Source organism: Leptospira yasudae, assembly GCF_003545925.1.
In the GTDB taxonomy this organism is placed as follows: domain Bacteria; phylum Spirochaetota; class Leptospiria; order Leptospirales; family Leptospiraceae; genus Leptospira; species Leptospira yasudae.
Map to the genome: position 1 here is coordinate 121232 of NZ_QHCU01000004.1, position 18485 is coordinate 139716.

17 protein-coding genes are annotated in these 18485 nt (G+C 46.5%); 9 read left to right on the forward strand and 8 right to left on the reverse strand.

The window, feature by feature from the left end:
* The first annotated feature begins 8 nt into the window (after positions 1-8).
* On the forward strand, positions 9-1295 hold the full coding sequence (locus tag DLM76_RS12185) for an oligosaccharide flippase family protein (RefSeq protein ID WP_118956015.1): 1287 nt from the start codon (positions 9-11) through the stop codon (positions 1293-1295).
* 198 nt (positions 1296-1493) lie between these two features.
* Positions 1494-3086, forward strand: coding sequence for a hypothetical protein (locus DLM76_RS12190; protein ID WP_241548239.1), 1593 nt, complete (start codon positions 1494-1496; stop codon positions 3084-3086).
* On the opposite strand, the gene DLM76_RS12195 is transcribed toward DLM76_RS12190, so the two are convergent.
* Genes DLM76_RS12195 through DLM76_RS12210 form a run of 4 tightly spaced genes read right to left on the reverse strand, consistent with a single transcriptional unit; the run spans position 3077 to position 7835 of the window.
* Positions 3077-3979: an ATP-binding response regulator gene (locus tag DLM76_RS12195; protein WP_118956014.1), complete on the reverse strand. Its 903-nt coding sequence runs from the start codon at positions 3977-3979 to the stop codon at positions 3077-3079. The genes DLM76_RS12190 and DLM76_RS12195 overlap by 10 nt on opposite strands.
* A gap of 58 nt (positions 3980-4037) precedes the next feature.
* Positions 4038-5480 carry a PDZ domain-containing protein gene (locus tag DLM76_RS12200; protein WP_158586386.1) on the reverse strand — a complete coding sequence of 481 codons (1443 nt, stop codon included), beginning with the start codon at positions 5478-5480 and terminating at the stop codon, positions 4038-4040.
* Positions 5477-6949, reverse strand: a complete 1473-nt coding sequence (locus tag DLM76_RS12205) for a S1C family serine protease (protein ID WP_118965361.1) — start codon at positions 6947-6949, stop codon at positions 5477-5479. Before DLM76_RS12205 ends, DLM76_RS12200 begins: the two co-directional genes overlap by 4 nt.
* Positions 6942-7835, reverse strand: coding sequence for an LIC11113 family protein (locus DLM76_RS12210; RefSeq protein ID WP_118956012.1), 894 nt, complete (start codon positions 7833-7835; stop codon positions 6942-6944). The genes DLM76_RS12205 and DLM76_RS12210 overlap by 8 nt, the downstream gene beginning before the upstream one ends.
* Positions 7836-8068: 233 nt before the next feature.
* Between DLM76_RS12210 and DLM76_RS12215 the strand changes: the two genes are divergently transcribed.
* The 7 genes from DLM76_RS12215 to rsmI all read left to right on the forward strand — a co-directional run bounded on the left by DLM76_RS12215 (position 8069) and on the right by rsmI (position 15003).
* Positions 8069-8917: a sulfurtransferase gene (locus DLM76_RS12215; RefSeq protein WP_118956011.1), complete on the forward strand. Its 849-nt coding sequence runs from the start codon at positions 8069-8071 to the stop codon at positions 8915-8917.
* An 87-nt stretch (positions 8918-9004) separates the two neighbouring features.
* The gene (locus tag DLM76_RS12220) at positions 9005-11164 is read left to right on the forward strand and encodes an alpha-glucosidase (RefSeq protein ID WP_118965362.1); all 2160 of its coding nucleotides are present in this window, start codon (positions 9005-9007) and stop codon (positions 11162-11164) included.
* Positions 11165-11260: 96 nt separating this feature from the next.
* A complete protein-coding gene (locus DLM76_RS12225; RefSeq protein WP_206610257.1) occupies positions 11261-11638 on the forward strand; it encodes a hypothetical protein in 378 nt (125 codons plus the stop codon).
* 7 nt (positions 11639-11645) lie between these two features.
* Positions 11646-12071, forward strand: a complete 426-nt coding sequence (locus DLM76_RS12230; RefSeq protein WP_118956008.1) for a thiol-disulfide oxidoreductase DCC family protein — start codon at positions 11646-11648, stop codon at positions 12069-12071.
* Positions 12072-12559: 488 nt separating this feature from the next.
* Positions 12560-13348 (forward strand): M23 family metallopeptidase, encoded by a 789-nt coding sequence (locus tag DLM76_RS12235; protein ID WP_118965364.1) that lies wholly within the window; start codon positions 12560-12562, stop codon positions 13346-13348.
* On the forward strand, positions 13349-14170 hold the full coding sequence (locus DLM76_RS12240; RefSeq protein WP_118965365.1) for an HAD family hydrolase: 822 nt from the start codon (positions 13349-13351) through the stop codon (positions 14168-14170).
* Positions 14171-14241: 71 nt separating this feature from the next.
* On the forward strand, positions 14242-15003 hold the full coding sequence (rsmI, locus tag DLM76_RS12245; protein ID WP_118965366.1) for a 16S rRNA (cytidine(1402)-2'-O)-methyltransferase: 762 nt from the start codon (positions 14242-14244) through the stop codon (positions 15001-15003).
* Positions 15004-15136: 133 nt separating this feature from the next.
* Here the strand turns inward: rsmI and DLM76_RS12250 are convergent, their stop codons facing one another.
* The 4 genes from DLM76_RS12250 to DLM76_RS12265 all read right to left on the reverse strand — a co-directional run bounded on the left by DLM76_RS12250 (position 15137) and on the right by DLM76_RS12265 (position 18361).
* Entirely contained in the window at positions 15137-16162 is a 1026-nt protein-coding gene (locus tag DLM76_RS12250; RefSeq protein WP_118965367.1) for a hypothetical protein, read from the reverse strand.
* An 88-nt stretch (positions 16163-16250) separates the two neighbouring features.
* Positions 16251-17099, reverse strand: a complete 849-nt coding sequence (locus DLM76_RS12255) for an SDR family NAD(P)-dependent oxidoreductase (RefSeq protein WP_118965368.1) — start codon at positions 17097-17099, stop codon at positions 16251-16253.
* A 52-nt stretch (positions 17100-17151) separates the two neighbouring features.
* Positions 17152-17916 carry an RluA family pseudouridine synthase gene (locus tag DLM76_RS12260; protein ID WP_118965369.1) on the reverse strand — a complete coding sequence of 255 codons (765 nt, stop codon included), beginning with the start codon at positions 17914-17916 and terminating at the stop codon, positions 17152-17154.
* Positions 17909-18361, reverse strand: coding sequence for a MarR family winged helix-turn-helix transcriptional regulator (locus tag DLM76_RS12265; protein WP_118956001.1), 453 nt, complete (start codon positions 18359-18361; stop codon positions 17909-17911). The genes DLM76_RS12260 and DLM76_RS12265 overlap by 8 nt, the downstream gene beginning before the upstream one ends.
* Between the last annotated feature and the right edge of the window lie 124 nt (positions 18362-18485).

Here is an 18485-nt window from a genome sequence, read left to right on the forward strand (position 1 = left end):
AAAATAGAATGTTGAGTCTCTCGGGGAAGATGCGAAAAATTTCGGACCTCTTGGTCCAGTTCCGTAAATCCGGAATGTTCAAATCTTCCCTCTTCGTCAGCGTCTCCAAAGCGATCTCATCCCTGCTCAATCTCGTGTTTATGGTCTATTCCGTAAACATTCTCACAAAGAGCGAAAACGGACTCTTTCAATACTACGCCGGATTTCTTCCAGTGCTTCTCGCGATCGCGGAGTTCGGACTTCCGGCCGCGCTCGTAAAATTTCTCGCGCCCGTAACCGGAGACAAACAAAAGATCGGAGTTCTTTTATCCTCTTCGATGATCATCAAACTCGGGGCGCTCGGGGCTTTGACCCTGATCAGTCTTGTGGGCGCGGTTCTGCTTCGAGAAAGTTCGATCGTCGTCGCGCTTCTCGTATTGGGAAGTTTTGTATTGTCCTTCAATTCCTTTTTTGAAAGTATCTTTATCTGTTTCGGAAATTATATCTCCTTATCGTTTTGGAATCCTCTTCCGAATTTAATCCGACTTGTCGTTTTGTATGCGGCGGACCATCTCACGGAAAGGGCGCTCGGTCATCTCGATATTTTGGCGATCTTTACCGCGTCTCCGATGTTCGTGTTGGTGTTGTTCTTTTTCGTGTTTCCGAGAAAACAATTGTATTGGAGCGGAGAAAAAAACGGAATCAAGGAGATGACTTCCACGCTGACTTCGTTCAACGGATACGCTTTCCTAGCGTCGATCTTCGCGATGATCTCGGATCGGATGGAAATCTTCTTTTTGAAATGGTATCATTCCCAGGAATCCGCGGCGGTTTACGGCACCGCCTTACAGTTGTTCAGCGGATTCGTGATTTTGTTTTCGGTCATCAACTCTCTCATTTATCCGAAATTGTCCAGGCTCGTCGACTCGGAAGAATTTCCCAAGTTTTTGTGGAAGTCCGTATTACTCGCGGTGGGAATGGCGGTCGTATTATCGCCCGGATTTTTCTTGGCGGAATGGATCTTGAATTTATTGTTCCGGGGAAAATACGCGGACTCGATCGGAGTCTTTCAGATTCTGTATCCGAATTACATGTTGCAGCTCGTGTTCTCGCCGCTCGGGATCGCGTTATTCGCGCTTGGTCAGCCGAGAATGCTCGCCTTTCTCGCGTTGCTTCGACTTGTCTGCGGACTCGTGTTGGCAAATCTGCTCATCCCGGAATACGGACCGACGGGCGCTGCCTCTTCTTATTTCTTAGGCCAGATCGTATCGTGGCTGATCCTGACGGGATACTTTCTCGCGTTCTTTCGAAGATGAAACGATGCTTTGTTCCAGGAGGAAGTTTCGGGGCGATTCCGCTGCGCGGACCGGGCTATCCGCTCCTGTCAATAAATTTCAAAACGACTGAGCGACAAACGATTGAATCCTAACCCGAAATTTATTGACACCGCTTCTATCCCTATCGCGCGACAGCAGGCAGCGCGATTGAGTTTTGCGCGACAGCAGGCAGCGCGATTGAGTTTTGCGCGACAGCAGGCAGCGCGATTGAGTCTCCTTGTTTTTTGCATATTCCAAATCCTGCAAGTTCCTTTGGCCGCCGAATCGTATTCCTCGTATCGGCTCGACGATCGATTGCTCTTAGAAGACGGAAAGCGCGAATTGACCGGAAAGGGAAGGTTTGCGGATTTCAAAACCGAAATCAACGACGCAAAGAAAAAAGGAGAATCGAATTCCCCGAATCAAATATCGCTCGGGGCCAAGGAAACTTCGGTTTCGAATAACGGCGTAAACGAGAACGACGGAAAAGAAACTTCTTCCGATCCGAATCCGGCATCGGGTTCAAAACAAAAGTTTTACGCGAACGGATTTGTTTTGTATCGGGGAATGACGCAAAACGGAGGAACTCGGGAAGAACAAGCCGACCGAAGTTTTTCCCGCGGAATACTTTCTCCCGAAGTCGGTTGGACGACAAAGGGTGAACGGCTATATTCCAAAATTCTAATCTCTCCTTTTTTACAATACGAGGAAAGTATTCTCGGAACCAAAACGGTAACACGCGGAGCCGACGGAGAATTCTTGTGGATCACCGGATGGGATTCTCCCTCGCTGCGGATCGGAATCGAAGCGGGAAGGGGATACCAAAGGCTCGACCGAAACGGATTCTTCTTTGCGGGTTTTGCGAATTACGGAGAATTTCAATTCGAATGGAAACCTCTCGGTCTATCCGCCAATCTCGTCGGAGCGCAGATCCGGAATTCGCCTTTGTTTTCGACGCGGGATCGGGCCGAATCTCCGCAACGCATTTCCGGAGGAAGTTTACAGCTTTCCGAAAACAAATTCGTTCAGAACTTTAGAATATTCTATTATTCGTATCAAGAGTCCAGACAAGAGCCGGTCAAAGGGGATTTCTTTTTGCAGGCGGCTCCGTTTCGACCCTACGGAAAATTTCAGTATTACGGACTGGAATTTTCTTCCGCGAAGTTTTTCGGATTTCGTTTGGACGCGGACGCGATCCGCGTTCTGGGTGTGCGCGAATACGGAATCGACGCCTTTCAGAGTTATCAAACCCGACAGTCGACAAACGGCGGTTTGGCGGGAGCAAGAATCGTCTGGGAAAGGGAAGAAGCATCGTATTTTCTCGGAGGAATCTATACGTCCAAGGATTCCGATCTGCGGACGGATCGAAATTCGAACGGATATGCTGGACTTCGGACCGATCTTCGGGGATACGGAGGGAAGACCTCTTTTCTGTTGACCGAAAGTCTTTTGGTTCAGGAAGGAACGGTCTTTCGAGAGGATGGAACTGCGTCCAAGCCGAATTACGAAAACAAAGGATTTTCCCTGTTTCAGATCGGGGTTCGAAAGAAATGGCGGGAAACGTGGACCGCTCAAGGGATGATTTTGACTTCGTCGTCGTCCTTAGGCCGCGGTTGGGAAGGGATCGCGACCGCAGGGTATCAATCCGAATTTTCGTACATTCTCATGAGCTTGTCGTACGCATACGTCGATCCGCAAAGAGAACGAAATAACTTCATCGACGAATGGAGAACCAAGGAACCGATCCGGGAATACTCAAGAATCTATTTATCCGCGGGAATTTATTTCTGAAGAACCGGAGTCGCCTTCTTTAAGGTTTTGCTAAAGCTGACCTCGTTCCCGATCTCGTTGTAGATCAGTTCGTCCACGTTCATTCTCACCAAAAAAATCCCTCGGCCCGAAAGATGACTCGCGTTCGGATCCGTCACAGGATCGGGAACTTTGGAAGGATCGAAGCCCGCTCCGTGGTCTTTCAGACAAACGTAAATCTTTTGATTTTCAAAGCTGATATCGAGTTGAACCGATTCGTTCAACGCGTCGCAGATCCGATCCACGTGATCGAAGTAGTTCACTTCGGAGGAAAGAAGTTTGGATTTGTTTTCGTAGTTGATTCCGGCGGAACCGTGTTCGATCGCGTTGCCGAGCAGTTCGTAGAGCGCGAGTTTGATCGCAAGAACGTCGTCCGTATGAATTCCGGGGATCAAGGAAATCGAACGCATGACGAGGTTCACGTATTGATTCAAATTTTTTAAACTAGGTTTGATCGAAAACTGTTGTTTGGATTGAGTGAGTTGAAAGTGATTTTTGCCGATCAACTCCTGACTCGAGATAAAAAGATTCTCGAACTTCTGCAGGGAATGCCGGATCGCATCCATGCGAAACGGTTTGATGAAAAAGTCAACGGCGCCTAAACGAAGAGCGCGGATCGAAACGTCTATGTCCTGATTTCCGGTGATGACGATGAACGGAGTGTTGACTCCTATGTCTCTCAATTTGGAGATGAAGTCGATTCCGCTCATCTTGGGAAGACGTACGTCGGTCACGATCAAATCGAAGGACTTGTCCTTGCAGATTTCGAGCGCTTCTTCCGCGGTGCCCGCCAAAGTGAGATCGTGAAATGTGCCGAAAATTTCACGGAACAAGTCACGGATCACTTCTTCGTCGTCTAAAAAAAGAATTCGCATATCGATTCCATTCCGAATTCAAAAATTACATTTTCGGAATGGATTCGTCAAGATATTATCAGTCTAAATTATCCAGTTTATCCAGATTATAATTTGAGATTATTTTCTGATTGAGGCTTTGGAGTTGTTCCTTTTCAAACGTCGCAATTCGATTGCCTGAAAAACGGAATACGATATGAGAATCGTGATTCTCTTTTAGAATTTCCTTAAGATCGGCAAGAGAACGCACCGGTTTGTCGTTTACCGATTCCAAGATCTGATCTTGAAAATCGTGAAAGCCCTCGTTGGACGAGTCTGGAAACACTCTGCTGATAAACACGAGTCGATTCTTTTCGGGATGCATCTTCTTATTGAAGGATTCGTACAGATACAAAAGCTTCTTATCCGAATTCTCGCGATACTTGTCCCCGGATTCTTTCAAATAGGCGCCGGTCAATTCGGTGAAGAAAAGTCCTCCGCTGATCAGATACCGAGGCGCTTTTACGCCCGATTTGGACGGAATAAAGAAGAATTCTTCCGTGTATGATTTTAGCGAATACGTGATTTCTCTTCGTTTGCCTGCGCGAAATACGCCGAGCGTCACCAAAGTTCCCGGAAGAGCGATCTGATGATTTCTTGTAAGAATTCTGGAAAGAATTTCCTGACGATCGGGCGGTGCGGAAAATCCCTGACCGTTGACGCTGTAGATGGCGTCTCCCGGAAATAAGTTATGGACCGGTCCGACTCCCGGAAACACTTCCGAAACGACTACCCCGTACGATGCGTCCGGAAAGTAGAATTTCTTTTCGGGAACGGTCAAAGCGTCGTCGAAGGAAAAGCCGGGATGCGCAATCGGACTGGAAGACGCGGAATGAACGAAGGCGGAAAGGTATTCCGAAGGAACGTTCCAGCGTCCGTCCGAATAACCGCAGATTCCGTTTTTGGAATATAAGAATTTCCTTTCGCTCGATTCTTCCCTGGATTGTCTGCTCATCCGCAGGATCGCGTTCGAAAATTCCGGATGTCCCCATTCCAGTTTCGAAAAAAATCGGGAACAAGCGGGGGAATGGGCGCCGGCAAAGTGAACTTGCTTTTTGGAAGAGAACTTTCCTCTGTGCGAAAAAAGGGCCAAGCCGGTTTCCGGATCGTGTTTGAAGATATACAAACGGGTTCCCGGTCTTGTTTCCGGATTCATTTCCGAAAACAAGGGCATTTCTCCCGGCGGTAAAAGCGCCAGAATAAAGTCGCTGTCCGCGATAACCGCGGGTATTTTTCGTTCATAGTGCGAACCCTTCTGCCAAGGATTCTGGTGCGAAAACTTTCGAAAGTGGACGAGAATCGTCTCCGCCTGCAAAGATCCGAATTCGGACGAAACCGAAGCCGCAAAGAATATTAGAAAAATTGCAAGTCGTAATAACGAAGCTGCACGTCGGAAAGACGAGAATCTTAAAAGCGAAACTCTCCGTTTTACGAATGCGGATCGCACGGCCGAAACGGTTCTTTCTTGTAAGATCGTTTTCATTCGTCCGCCTCCGCGTCGAAGCGTTTTTTAATGCGAACATTGATCTTATCGATCGTATCCTGATCCAGGATGATCGGAAGGTTGACCCCTCTGAATTTCAGACTAATCGTTCCTCCGTAGAATTTCTTCCAAAGGGATTTGAAATCCTCCAGATTCAGCGGGGTTCGATCGTTGATCGATTCGAGGATCTTATACCGATATCCCGCGTATTTCGAGTTCAACGGATCGGGATACACGCCGGAAAGGATGATGTCTCGGTCCGTAAAACGATAGAGTTCGTCTTGGATGTAATAACTGTAATGATAGCGAAGCGAACTTTCCAGACGTTTGGAATCTCCTCCGGCCAACGCGCGATTGACTGGTTGAAACAGAAACCCGCCCGAAAGAAAACTCGTGTTCGTTCCTTGTTGTCTGTAAAGATCCAAACTAGGAACCCGCTTCAACGTTCCTTCGAGTTTGTAGTTCTTCCCGTTTCTATAAAAGAAAATCTTAATGGGATCTCCGATGAACTTGTTCTCGATCATCTCGCCGATGAACATTCCACCCCCGCCGCTCGGGTCCATGATTCCGCCTTCGTCCGTAAGATACGATTCGTCGATCTTATACACGAAGTCTTCCGGTTTTAAAAGATCCGAAAAGGAAGAATCGGGATAAACCGTGTTCACGAGAATTCCGTTTAAACCGTCCGGAATTTTTAAATACGACTTCAGGGAAGAGGAATGTCCGTTTTGAAAACTGAAACCGGGAAACGGAAAGCCGTGATACGTTTCGTCCTCTACGTCCTTAAGGAAATGATTGATGATTTCCGGGGGAATGAGATAGGCGATGTTCCCCTGTGATTGGCTGACTTGAAACGTGATCCCCGCCACTTTTCCGTTCTGGATCGCGGGCCCGCCCGAATAACCGGGAACGATGTTCGCGGTGACGCGGATGGCCTTTCTGTAGTCCAAACCCGTAAACGAATAACGGATTCGTTCCACGCGGGAAACATTCCCGTTTTCTAATGTGATGTTTTCGTCCCCGCCCGGATAACCGAGGATCAGAAGATTGCTTCCGAGAGAAGGGGAGGATTCGGAAATTTCCAGAGGTTCGACTCCGTTGAAAAATTCCTCCTCTTCCACTTTGAGGATCGCGAGGTCGCAGTCGAAGCCTAGATATTGAACGCTCGCCTTATAGAACTTACTCGAATTGAAGTGTTTTACCTTGAGATAACCCGAGTTGGAAACTACGTGTGCGTTCGTTAAAATTCTGTTTCCGGAAATGATCATTCCGGTTCCTGCGTCCCGGTTGATGGATTTGTCCGAATAACCGGAACCTTCTTCCTTTTCCGAAAAGGAATCGCTTCGGATGATGACTACGCTGTCCAATAGCGCTTTGAGATCCGCGGAGTTTCCGTTCTGCGCGGAAAGCGAGGAGCCGAGGACAAAGCTCCATAAAATTAGAATATTCTGAAATACCTTATTATTCATTGTAGAGTTCCGCATCCTGTTGCCAGAGGATTTTATCCGCTTCTATGGAATGGATTTTCAGTTTGCCGAGATATCTTCCGCCTTCCTGGATTTGATCCGTGTCCTTATCATCCAGACGGATTTTTCCCAAAAAATCGGAACGAACCCGGATGTAGGAATAGGGAGAAGAGGAAATGCAGCTCGCTTGAAAGGAATAATACACCGACTTTTCCCAATAAAAATCCGCGTCCTTTTTCAAGAAGATCAACGGACAAGTGGAATCGAAAAAGATTTCCTTGCCGCTTTTTAAATCGCGTTTAGCCGGATGTTTAGCCACGCTCAAAAAATACTGAAGACCGAAATTGTCCTTCGGTTCTTTCACGACTTGCGGTCGGATCGGATGCGATTCTTTCTTTCCGTGTCGTTTCCAATCCCAAGCGGATTCTTCCGGAAAACGATCTTCGAAGGAAGGTTTGATTTCGAGATAGGTTTTTTTTCCGATCTTCAAAACTTCTCCCAAAGAAATCCGAGTCGAGGACTGTTTCCAAAATTCGGAACCGGCGCCTAAGTAGATAAAGCCCGGCCATTTTTCTTCCTTACATTTATAGGAGAGATAGACGACCTTCTCGAATCTTCCCGATTCTTCAAAGCCGCAAGGCGCGACATCCAAGGAAGAATAGCGGGCGCGGAACGAACGAGCCAACGATTCCGAAGGATGTTTGTGGAATTCTTTTACGAAGGACGTGAATTTTTCCGAAGGAGTTCGTTCCGGTTCGGATTCGGAGCCGACGCTTCCCAAAAATAAAACGAAACCCGCGAGAATCCAGACGAACCATTCCCCCGTCTTGCGAAGGGCCGCCGGAAAAAAACGAATCCGAGTACGGACGATTCTGAATTCTCGTATCATTGTTTAGAATATCGGCCTCGCGCCCCCCCGATGTTAAATGCACAAACGCAAAGAAGATTCTCGATTCGATTTTTCGTTTCTCGTTTGGGGAAGAATTCTACCTTTCTTTTTTACGAAGTCTTATGTCCCAAATTTATGATGTTTTTTAAAAAAAAGTACATCGGAATTCTCAGGCTGAAAATAATGGTTAAATTCAAAGAATAACTCATTTCGAATCGATAGGGTAGGTTTGCTTGTCCAGCTGGAATTTTATAAAAACTGAATTGAATGATAAGGATTTTTTAATCGATTGTCGCTCCGCGTCCGGTTATCAGGAATCTACTCTCAAAGGCGCTTACAGTTTTCCGTTTATCAAAAAAGCGTTCGCATCGGATCCGGAATCGCAAAAGAAAATGACCGGACCTTTGGAAGAAATTTTAAAGCTCGTACAAAAAGACGGATCGGCTCGAGTCATCGCCTTCGACGAAGGAATGGGAATGTTCGCTTCCAGAATGGTTTATCTTTTGAGAGCGGCCGGTTATCAAAACGCGTTTCTCTACGGAAACCGTTGGCCCGTGGAAGGAGTCGCGCAGGAAAAAGGTTCCAGAGAGATGGAACTCGGCCCCGGAGATAAACCGAAAAAACTCGAAGGCGTAGTGGACAAGGCCTTCTTGGAAAAGAATCTAACCCGACTTCAAATTTTCGACACAAGAACCCAGGAAGAATACGAAGGAAAACTTCCAAGATTGACCGCGCCCGAGCCCGGATCGTTATGTGGTCGTTTGCCGGGAGCGTTTCTTTGGGACTGGAGAATTCTTTACGACGGTCAGGGAAATCTCATCGAAAAAAACCAGTTCAACAAAAAACTCAGATCCTTTCCGTTTATGCCGGAACGCACCACGGTGATCTACGATTACAACGGCGCAAGATCCTCTTTGCTCGCCCTGATGTTACGCGAAGTCGGTTATCTCGACGTTCATACCTACCAAGGTTCTTGGTTTGAATGGAGAAGATCCAGTCTTCCGAAACAAGCGGTTTCGGTTTACGGACAAACCGGAGCGGGCGGCGCGGCACCGAGAGTCGGCGGCTCCGATCGCAAATAACTAGAATCACGAAGCCCTTCGAATAAGAACTGGATTTTTAAACAGTTCCTTGATATTCGGTATCAACCGATTCATAAGGAGAACTGAATGTTCTTAAGAAGGGCTTTTTTATTTTTACTCATCGCGGGGCTTTCCGTTTGTTCCGGTCCGTTTTCCAATTATACAAAAATCACTCTTCCCGTTGAACAAAAGTTCACGTTCGGCAAACGCTTTCAAGCGGTTCAAAGGGAGAACGTCCTGGAGATTCGCTCGGACGCAGGGATCTTTCTCGAACTGTCTCTGACAAAGCCGTTTTTATCCGCGGCCAAAGGAACGCAGGAAGTAAAATCCAAATTCGCAACCTATCATATTGAGGATCGCATCGCAAGCCGTTGCGATTCTCAGAGTATAGAAACCGTAGTCGCCTCCGCGGCCGATCTGAAAATTTCGGGCAATCTCGAAGGGGCGGGCTGCGCCAGCCGCTACGAAATCGTTTTTACTCCGTTAGACGAAACGTCCTTGTACTTTCAAGTCGGCTTAGCCGATTCTGCGTTAAACCGAACTTACTTCAGAATCGGCTCGGACGAAACCGAAAACATCTTCGGGCTCGGGGAACAATTCTCCCATTTCAATCTCAAGGGAAAAACCCCGTTTTTGTTAACCGAAGAACAGGGAATCGGAAGAGGGGATCAACCGATCACCGCGGGAGCGAACCTGACCGCGGGCGCGGGAGGAAACGAATACTCGACTTATACGCCGATTCCTTTCTTTCTTACCTCCAAAAACAGATCCGTGTATTTTGAAAATTCCTCCTATTCCAGTTTTGATTTTTCCGATCCGAAAGAAATCACCGTAGAGTTTCGGGAGAACGGAATGAAGGGAACGATCTGGAAGGAAACTTCTCCCGTAAAACTCGTGCAGAAGTTCACCGCGAAAACGGGAAGGGCTCCCGAACTTCCGGATTGGGCCTATGGAACCTGGCTCGGAATTCAGGGCGGAAAGGATGTCGTATTAAAACATATCGAAAGCGCAAAGAAGGCAGGAAATCCGATCACCGCCCTTTGGATTCAAGATTGGGTGGGAAGAAGAAAGACCAGCTTCGGTTCCCAGCTTTGGTGGAGATGGATCGCCGATGAGAAGTCATATCCCGAGTTTCGAAAATTCTGCGCCGACCTGAACGCACAAGGAATTCATGTATTAGGATATTTGAATCCGTTTCTTGCCAACGAAGGACCTCTCTACGAAGAAGCGGTTAAAAAAGGATATCTCGTAAAAGACAAAAACGGCAAGAACTACGAAATTCAAACCGCGGGTTTTCCCGCCTATTTATTGGATCTTACCAATCCGCAAACGGTCGATTGGATTCAAGGAATCATACAAAAAAATCTGATCGGCGCCGGTTTGTCGGGTTGGATGGCCGATTTCGGAGAATGGCTCCCTCTCGACGCGGTGCTTCATTCCGGAATTTCAGCCGAGGTTTACCATAACGTATATCCGGTCGAATGGGCGCGCATCAATCGCGAGGCGATCCGCAAAGCGGGCAAAGAAGGACAGGTCGTCTTCTTTACCAGAGCGGGATACAGCGAATCCATGAAACATTCCACGTTGTTTTGGGAAGGCGATCAGATGGTAAGCTGGGGAGAACACGACGGAATCGTCTCCGCGTTGACCGGATTATTGTCCGGAGGAATCAGCGGGATCTCTCTCAACCACAGCGACATCGGCGGATATACGACAATCAACAATCCGATTCGAGACTACCATCGTTCCAAGGAATTGTTTTTGCGTTGGGCGGAACTCAACGTATTCAGTCCCGTATTTCGAACCCACGAAGGAAACCGCCCCGAAAAAAATCATCAGCCCTACACGGACGAGGAAACGATCCGAGAGTTTGCGAGATACGGAAAGATGCACCTTGCCCTGAAAGAATATCTTCGTTCTCTCGTAAAGGAAGCGTCCGCTACCGGACTTCCGGTCGTGCGACCCTTGTATCTTCATTATCCGAACGACATCCAAACTCATACGATTCAAAGGGAATTTTTGTTAGGAGAGGATCTATTGATTCTTCCCGTTTTGGAAAAGGGAGAATCATCCGTGGACGGATATTTGCCCGAAGGAGAATGGGAACATGTTTGGACCGGAAAATCCTATTCGGGAAAAACGACGGTGAGCGTCAAAGCGCCGTTAGGCGAACCGGCGATCTTTTTGAAAAGGAACGGAACTTGGTATGAAAAGTTAAAGGTGGCTTTATTGCCGCTGAAACGGTAAACGGTGGCGGCCATCGGAATGACGAGCAGATGGTTTTTTCGGAACGGACTTCAATGGGTCCACATTCTTTTTCTTGTTTTGCCGGGAGTTCAGCTCTTGGCACAAAACTTTAAAACCGGAGTTCATCTGATCAATCGGGACGATAAGGCCTATACGATCGTCTATTCCGAAAGTAACGGCCCTTCGTCTAAAATTTGTTTCGTGGAAAAGCCGAGTAAAACTCGGAAGAACGGATTGGCGCCAGTTGCAATCCGCGGCGATGTTCCCGGTTTTAAAATTCTTTCGAGAAAGGAAGACAAGGCTTCGTTCCGAGTGGAAACCAAGGCGGTTCTAGAACCGAAAGCCGAAATTCCTTGTCTGAGTTTGTATCTAAATTCCATTTCCATCGAAAATGGAACTTCTCTCCAAGAGGTAAAAAATCGGACGATCGTAATCGAAAACGGTAAGTTGACTCGCCGAAAACGCGGAGTCTAAAGAAAGAATGAAAGAAACCGGTTTGACTCCGCAAAAATCACCGATCGTTTTCTTTGACGGTGTTTGTAATCTATGCAACGCGGCCGTTCTTTTCTTCTTGGATCGAAATCGAAAACAAAATCTTCTCTTTGCCAGTCTTCAATCGAACGCAGCGGAACGAATTCTTGGAAAGAAGGTGGGATTCGAGGATTCTCCCGGTTCGGTTTTGTTTTTAGAAGAAGGAATTCTCCATCAAAAGTCGACGGCCGTCTTGAAAATCTGCGCACATCTTTCCTATCCTTGGAAGCTGCTTCCATTTTTTGGCTGGGTTCCTCCGTTTTTGCGCGATTGGATCTATGATTGGATCGCAAGAAATCGTTATCGGTGGTTCGGCCGATTGGAAGCGTGCAGAATGCCCGATCCAAAACTCAAATCCAGATTCTTAGAAGACTAAAAACAGAACGACCGACTCGCTTATGTTGCGTTGCAAAAAGAACGAACTGAAATTTTGCTCTGAGTCGATCGAAATTCTTCCGAAGTTTTTTGAAATCGTGTGGGAACTCATACAACTTCGATCTTCGAACAGGAATGGATCGAAAATTTGTGGGAACTCCTGCACTTGTACTTCCGACTTCCCTCGTTCTTACCAAAGTGTGGGAACTCCCACTCCTTCTACTAAGAATCTATTCTCAATAAAAACCGTCGATATCCTAAAAAACGAAAAAATCCTAGTAAACCAAAAAATAAACGCCAAAAACAGAAGAATTCTACTCAAATTCTTTTAATATCGTGTGTTTTCCCTATAGGAATTCCACCGAAAAATCCTTGAATGGAATCCCGAAACGAGAAGACTGACTTCAGAAGTTGTTTTCCGTTGCCGACGTTCAATTTAGGTCTCGGGATTCCGAGGTTTTGTTGGCGACATATTTTGGAATAAACGATATGAAAAGAAAAACCGGCACCGTTCTGGCAGGATTGCTCCTTGTTGCGCTGTTCTTTAGCATCAAATCCTTCGCCAACACCAATTTAGAAGAAATCAAACTGGATAATCAATACCTGCAGACCTATCGAGGCCTGGAAGGAATTTGGATCGTTCCGAATCGGGTTAAAGAATCCGTTGGAGATCTGATCCACAACTTCGGAACCACCGAACACGAAATCAAACGGGTCAACGGAATTCCGGACAACGAAAGAATTCCCGTAAACGAGCCCGTATTCTTTCCTTATAACGAAAATTTTACCAGAAGTCTTTTGCTCGAAGACAAGGGCCGCGAAATTCTCCGCACCGATCAAAGAGAATTCATTTGGCCGATCAGTTTCAAACATTCTTTCGTGACGTCTCGTCTGGGAAGAAGATGGAACGCGATGCATTCCGGAGTCGATATCGCTTGTCCGACCGGTTCGATCGTGATCGCAGCGGCCGACGGAGTCGTTCTTGAATCCAAAAAAGACGGCGGTTACGGAAACAAGGTTCTTCTTTCTCATCCGGGGATCAACGGGATCAACACGCTCTACGCGCATAACTCTCTTCTTTACGTAAAGGAAGGGGATAAGGTGAAGAAGGGGCAGATCATCGCTCTTTCCGGGAACACGGGACATACGACCGGTCCGCATCTTCATTTCGAAGTCCGTTATCAGAATGTCGTATTAAATCCGGAACATTATCTTCCGGTTTTTCAATCTTCTTCCGAGGCTCGTGTGGCGATCGCCCGGGAGACCATCGAACAATAAGTGTCTTTAACGCGGGATTTTTGGAATCCGCAGATCTATGAAATTCTTTCCCGGAATCAACCCGGGAAAGCCGCATTCGATTTCGATAATACTCTTGTAAGAAACGATTTCGGCGAAGCCGTGATGGAACTCTTTCTTTCTCAGGGGATACCCGCTTATAAGGACGACATTTCCGTATTTTTTCCAAGGGAGAATGCGGACAAAATTCTTTCCGCGCGCTTTCAGGATCCTTCCCGCTTTCGTTCTCTCGTTCTTGAAGAATACGAATCGATCCAGTTGAAGTCCGGGCTTGAGGCTTCGTATCGTTGGAGTTCCTGGATTTTTTCAGGACATTCTCCGGATGAATTGAAAGAAATTTCCAAGCGGGTTTGGAACGATCACGCGATCGATCGGAGTTCGCAGGCAGTAAGAATTTACGAACCGATGAAGGAACTCGTCGCTCATCTCATCGAGATGGGTTGGGAGGTTTGGATCGTGACCGCTTCGCCTCAGGAGATCATTCAATCCGTTTCTCATCTATTCGATATTCCAGCCGAGCGGGTTTTAGGAATGAACCTTGCGGTTGCGAACGGAATTCATTCTTCTACGATCCTTGAACCGTTTACGTATGGAAACGGCAAAGTGGAACGTTTGCGCGCAGCGACCGGAGGTTTTGCCGATCTTGCGTTCGGAGATTCGATCAACGACTTTCCTTTGTTGCGTTCTTCCGCGCGCGCCGGGATTTTTTTGGATCGCGGAAAGGGCGTTGTTCCTCCTTCCGAAGCGAAGATTCAGGCGATCGCCGATTGGAACGTTTTGGAAGGCGTTCTCGTTGAATCGTAACGTGATGGCATCCGTTTCCGGCTTTTGAAATAAATTAATTTTTTAGAATATTCACAATCGATCATTGAATCATGGAAGCTTCGAAAAAAGGAACCTTAATTTTGGTATCGGTTTCCCTCGGGAATCCGGGAGATCTTACGCAACGCGCCAAAGAACTGTTAATCAATTCCGATATACTCATAGGCGAAGAATCCAGAACGACTTCCACTCTTTTAAAATCCGTAGGCGCGCAAAAAGAATTTCTTCTTTGCAACGAACACACAACCCCGGAACAAATCCAAGAGCTCGGCGATCAAGTGATGGGCGCAAATCTCAGCGTTTTGGTATCGGATGCCGGAACTCCGGGAATCGAAGATCCCGGACGGGAACTGGTCCAGGAAGTTTTGCGAAGAGGCGGAACGGTTCGCAGCGCGCCCGGTCCGATCGCCTTCGGGGCGGCTTTGAGCATTTCCGGTTTTAAGATTTCTCCGTTTACGTTTTGCGGTTTTTTATCCAGAGAATCCGCCGACCGTAAAAACGAATTGAGCCGTTATTTAAAACCGGGTCATACGATCGTATTTTACGAAACGCCTTACCGTTATAAGGCGGTGCTTCACGACTTGGATTTCGTCTTAAAAGAAACGGGAGAAGAGCGAAACGTCTTTCTTTGTCTGGACCTTACTTTGGATTCTGAATTTCAGTTCCGCGGCAAACTCGGCGATCTTTTGAAATTATTAGATACGCTTCCAAAAGGAAATCCGGTCATCGTAGTTTCACAGAGAAAAGGGCAGGCAAAGCAAAAATCTTTTTCCAAGGGAAGTCATAAATCTCCTTCGAAACGTTTTGGAAAATGAATGTTTACAATCGCTTTCATTCCTTTTTCGGTAACTCCGTAGTTTCGGATCGAGCAGTTCGACTGTTGTTTTTCGAAAAAATCGCTTTTTCTGCGGCTGCTTTCGGATTACACTCTGTTTGAATTTTAGAATATTATAAATCCGGCATATCGATCGTTTTTAAAAATGCGGATCGATCGTTGAAGATGGATTCGGAGATCGGAAACGGGGAAATGTCCGCAATCCTTTGGCAACTATCGGAAGGATTCGAAGCGAACGCGGTTTTGTTTTGTGTTTGAATTGCGGGTAAAAATCCCACTTGTCTGGAACCGGCCTTTGCATTGAAAAAGTTAGTGAGGATGAGCTTCACTTTTTTATCTTTTAAAACGTTGATTCTAAAATTTCCGTTGGAATCCACGTTTGCATAACTGGTTCCATAGTAATCGAGTCCGATTGCTTGCACCGAAACGTTCTCATTTTTCTTTAAATTCGCTTTTCCTTCCAGACAAGTGAACTCCGGTTTGGGTTTGTCGAAATTCCACCAACCCGAAGATTGAATTTTGGAATAAATTTGAAACGGAAATCCTCCTTCGAATGGTTCCCGGACTTCCTTGTTCTGTTGAATCGTATTTTTATCCGCAGAGACTAAATCCCAGTTTCCTTTCGAATAACGATACACGTTCGAATCCGTCGGATCGGTCAAGGGCTGGATTTCCACGCTCAGGGACTTTTTAGGTTCGATTCGTTTTCCTTCTTCGTCATAAAAAGCGAGATAGAACATTCCGGTCGATTCCAAGAGGAGATGGGAACCGATCTGCGTTGGAATTCCCGCAAACAGAAAATCCGCATGATTTTTCAGAATCGTAATCCTCGCTTCCACTTTTTGAGAATGAGAAAACGCTCCCGCGGGAATTTTAAGTCTTAATTCTCCCGCATCCAAAGTAGTTTCCCGGTACGAAAGAAACGATTCGACAAAGGGTTTTAAAATAGAAAAACCTAAAGTAATTGTGTTTGAAGAGGATTTCGAAATTTCCCAACGGTCTTCTTGTTTTGCGATGATTCGATTTCTTTCTTCCTGACTTAAAGATGGATCGCTCGGATTTTCCTGAGCGGCAACGCCGATGGCGATCAAAAATAGAAAGCAGAATAAAGGAGGGCGATAATTTGCAAGTCGATTCATAAGAAGGGTATCGATCTCTTATCCGAGAACTTTAGGTTCCAATGCCTTTTTATGTTCGTTTTGATTCAAATGTTTTCCGCTTCGGAATTCAAAACTTCTTCAAATACTCGGGCATATCCGGAAGGGATGTTTCGGTCCAAGTCCAAGCGCCCACAAGCGAAAGGATCGGAGCCGATTCTCCTTCTAAGATTCGGATGAACGCATTTTTTAAATCGTCTTGCGACGTTAGTCGAAACGGAATGTTCGGAAATTTCGAACCGAAAGAGGCTTCTTCCTGTTTGGCAACGTATTCCAAAAAGAAATCGGGAAAACTTTTTCCGGATTCTTTTTGAAGTTTCAAAAGCTTCTGCAAGTCCGGGTCCTGCGATTTTTTCCCCATTCGTTGCAGGATAATCGTGATCCCTCGAACGCTCTGACTGAAAAAAGAACCCGCACGGATGATTTTGCGTCGAGCCGGATCTTGCAGAGCCCATTCTTCCATTTTCTTTTTTACGAACGCGAGCGATCCGTAAAAGGGCTGTAGGTGCGGTCTGTAATAATATGCGGAATATCCGACGCTCAAAGTCGGTTTGAGTTTCGCTTCGACCGCAAGCATCGGGTCCATACAAAACTTCATCGCGTCCTTAACGTCGCTTTCGGGCGTTTCCGAAACTGGATAACCCAGATTGCCTCTTGCGGGAGTATAAACGAAAAGATCGATCGTATGAATTCCGTTAGCTGAAAGGCTTTGATACAGACGAGAAAGAGAATGATCCACCGCTTCCAAATTGATTTCCGTGATCGTTAAATCGGCTTCGATCAGGGGAGAATTCTTGCTCGTCGTCGCGATTACATTCCATTCTTCGTTATGTTTGTTTGCGAATTCGCGAATCGCTGCGACCGCGCTTTGCCCCGCAACGCCGCTGGTGCCGATGATGAGTGCGTTCTTTTTTGACATGGAGTTCTCCCGTTGGGGAGAAACCATCTCTTAAGCGCCGATCCTTGTCTTTCTATTTTAGGGAGAATTTCGAAAAAATCGAATCATCCAATACGACATCGCCCAAAAAGTTTTGAAAGTCGCGAGGAGGGGGACAAAAAATTTTTTCCTTCCTACCTTCCGCGGTTTCGAATGAAACTCCCATCGCGTGTAAGAGGGAACGTTTTGCAATCGGCCCCTGCCGTTTATGTTTTGCGATGGAGGATCGGCTGTGATTGTTCGAAGTCCTCTGTGCGGACGCAACATCTAATTCTGATTTTCCATAAACGCGATCGCCGAGGATCGGAAATCCTTTTTCGCTCAGATGAAATCGGATCTGGTGTCTTCGTCCGGTATGAAGTTTCGCGAGTAGAACGGTATAATTTTCTTTTCTTTCTCGTTTTAAAACGAAGAACTCCGTGATCGCCTTATCTCCTCCGGAAAAAACCTTTCTGACTTTTTTATTTCCGTCTTTCAGATAACAGGTTTCTGTAAAACGTTCCTCTTCCGGGATTCCGTCCGCTACGCAGAGATAAATCTTTTCCGAGGTTTTTAAGATGCGATCAGCTTCGAGATTTTTCTCCGGATCTTTGCAGAAGAAGACGAGACCGCTCGTATCCAGATCCAATCGGTTTACGGTTCTCAGATATTCGAGCGAGAGTTGTTTTTGGAGACGGTCCGCAAAATTCTCCCGTTGGGAATCTTTGGTGGCGTGAACCGGTATGCCGGGCGGTTTTTCGGCAAAAAGAAAGGATTCAGTTTCGTAGAATATTCTAATATTCGAATGTTTTTCAGGCATTCTGCTGTCTTAGATCCAAAAGGGAACTTCTGAAGTTTTTTTCGTCTTTGAGAATGGAAAAGAAGAGCTTATCCGTGGACTCCACGATATGAACGGCCTTTCCCACCAGCTCTTTCCCTTCGGGAGTGAGAAACAAACAATTCGCTCTGGAATCCTCGGGGTCGGGTTGTCTTGTAAGGAGTTTCTTGGATTCGAGGCTGCGCAAAACCTTGGAAGTCATCATCACGTCCGTTTTTGCGTGTTCGGCGAGACGGACTTGAGTCGCTTTTTGAGCGGTTTCTTCGAACCAAGCCAAACTCGCCAAAAGCACGAATTGGACGTGCGTCAGATCCAAAACCAAAAGATTCTCCCGAATCCGTTTTTGCCAAAGGTTCGTAATCTGCCAAAAAAGGAATCCCGTGCTTTCTTCGGCCTGTAATTCAGCGAATATCGATTTTGGTTTCATGGCCTTTTCTCGCGGTTAGGGTTTCATTCTATTTTTTTATTCCCGATTGTAAAGTTGGAATGTTCCGTAAAATCCGGATTTTGGGGTTTGTAATTCCGTTTCTTTACGTTAGAATTCATATAAG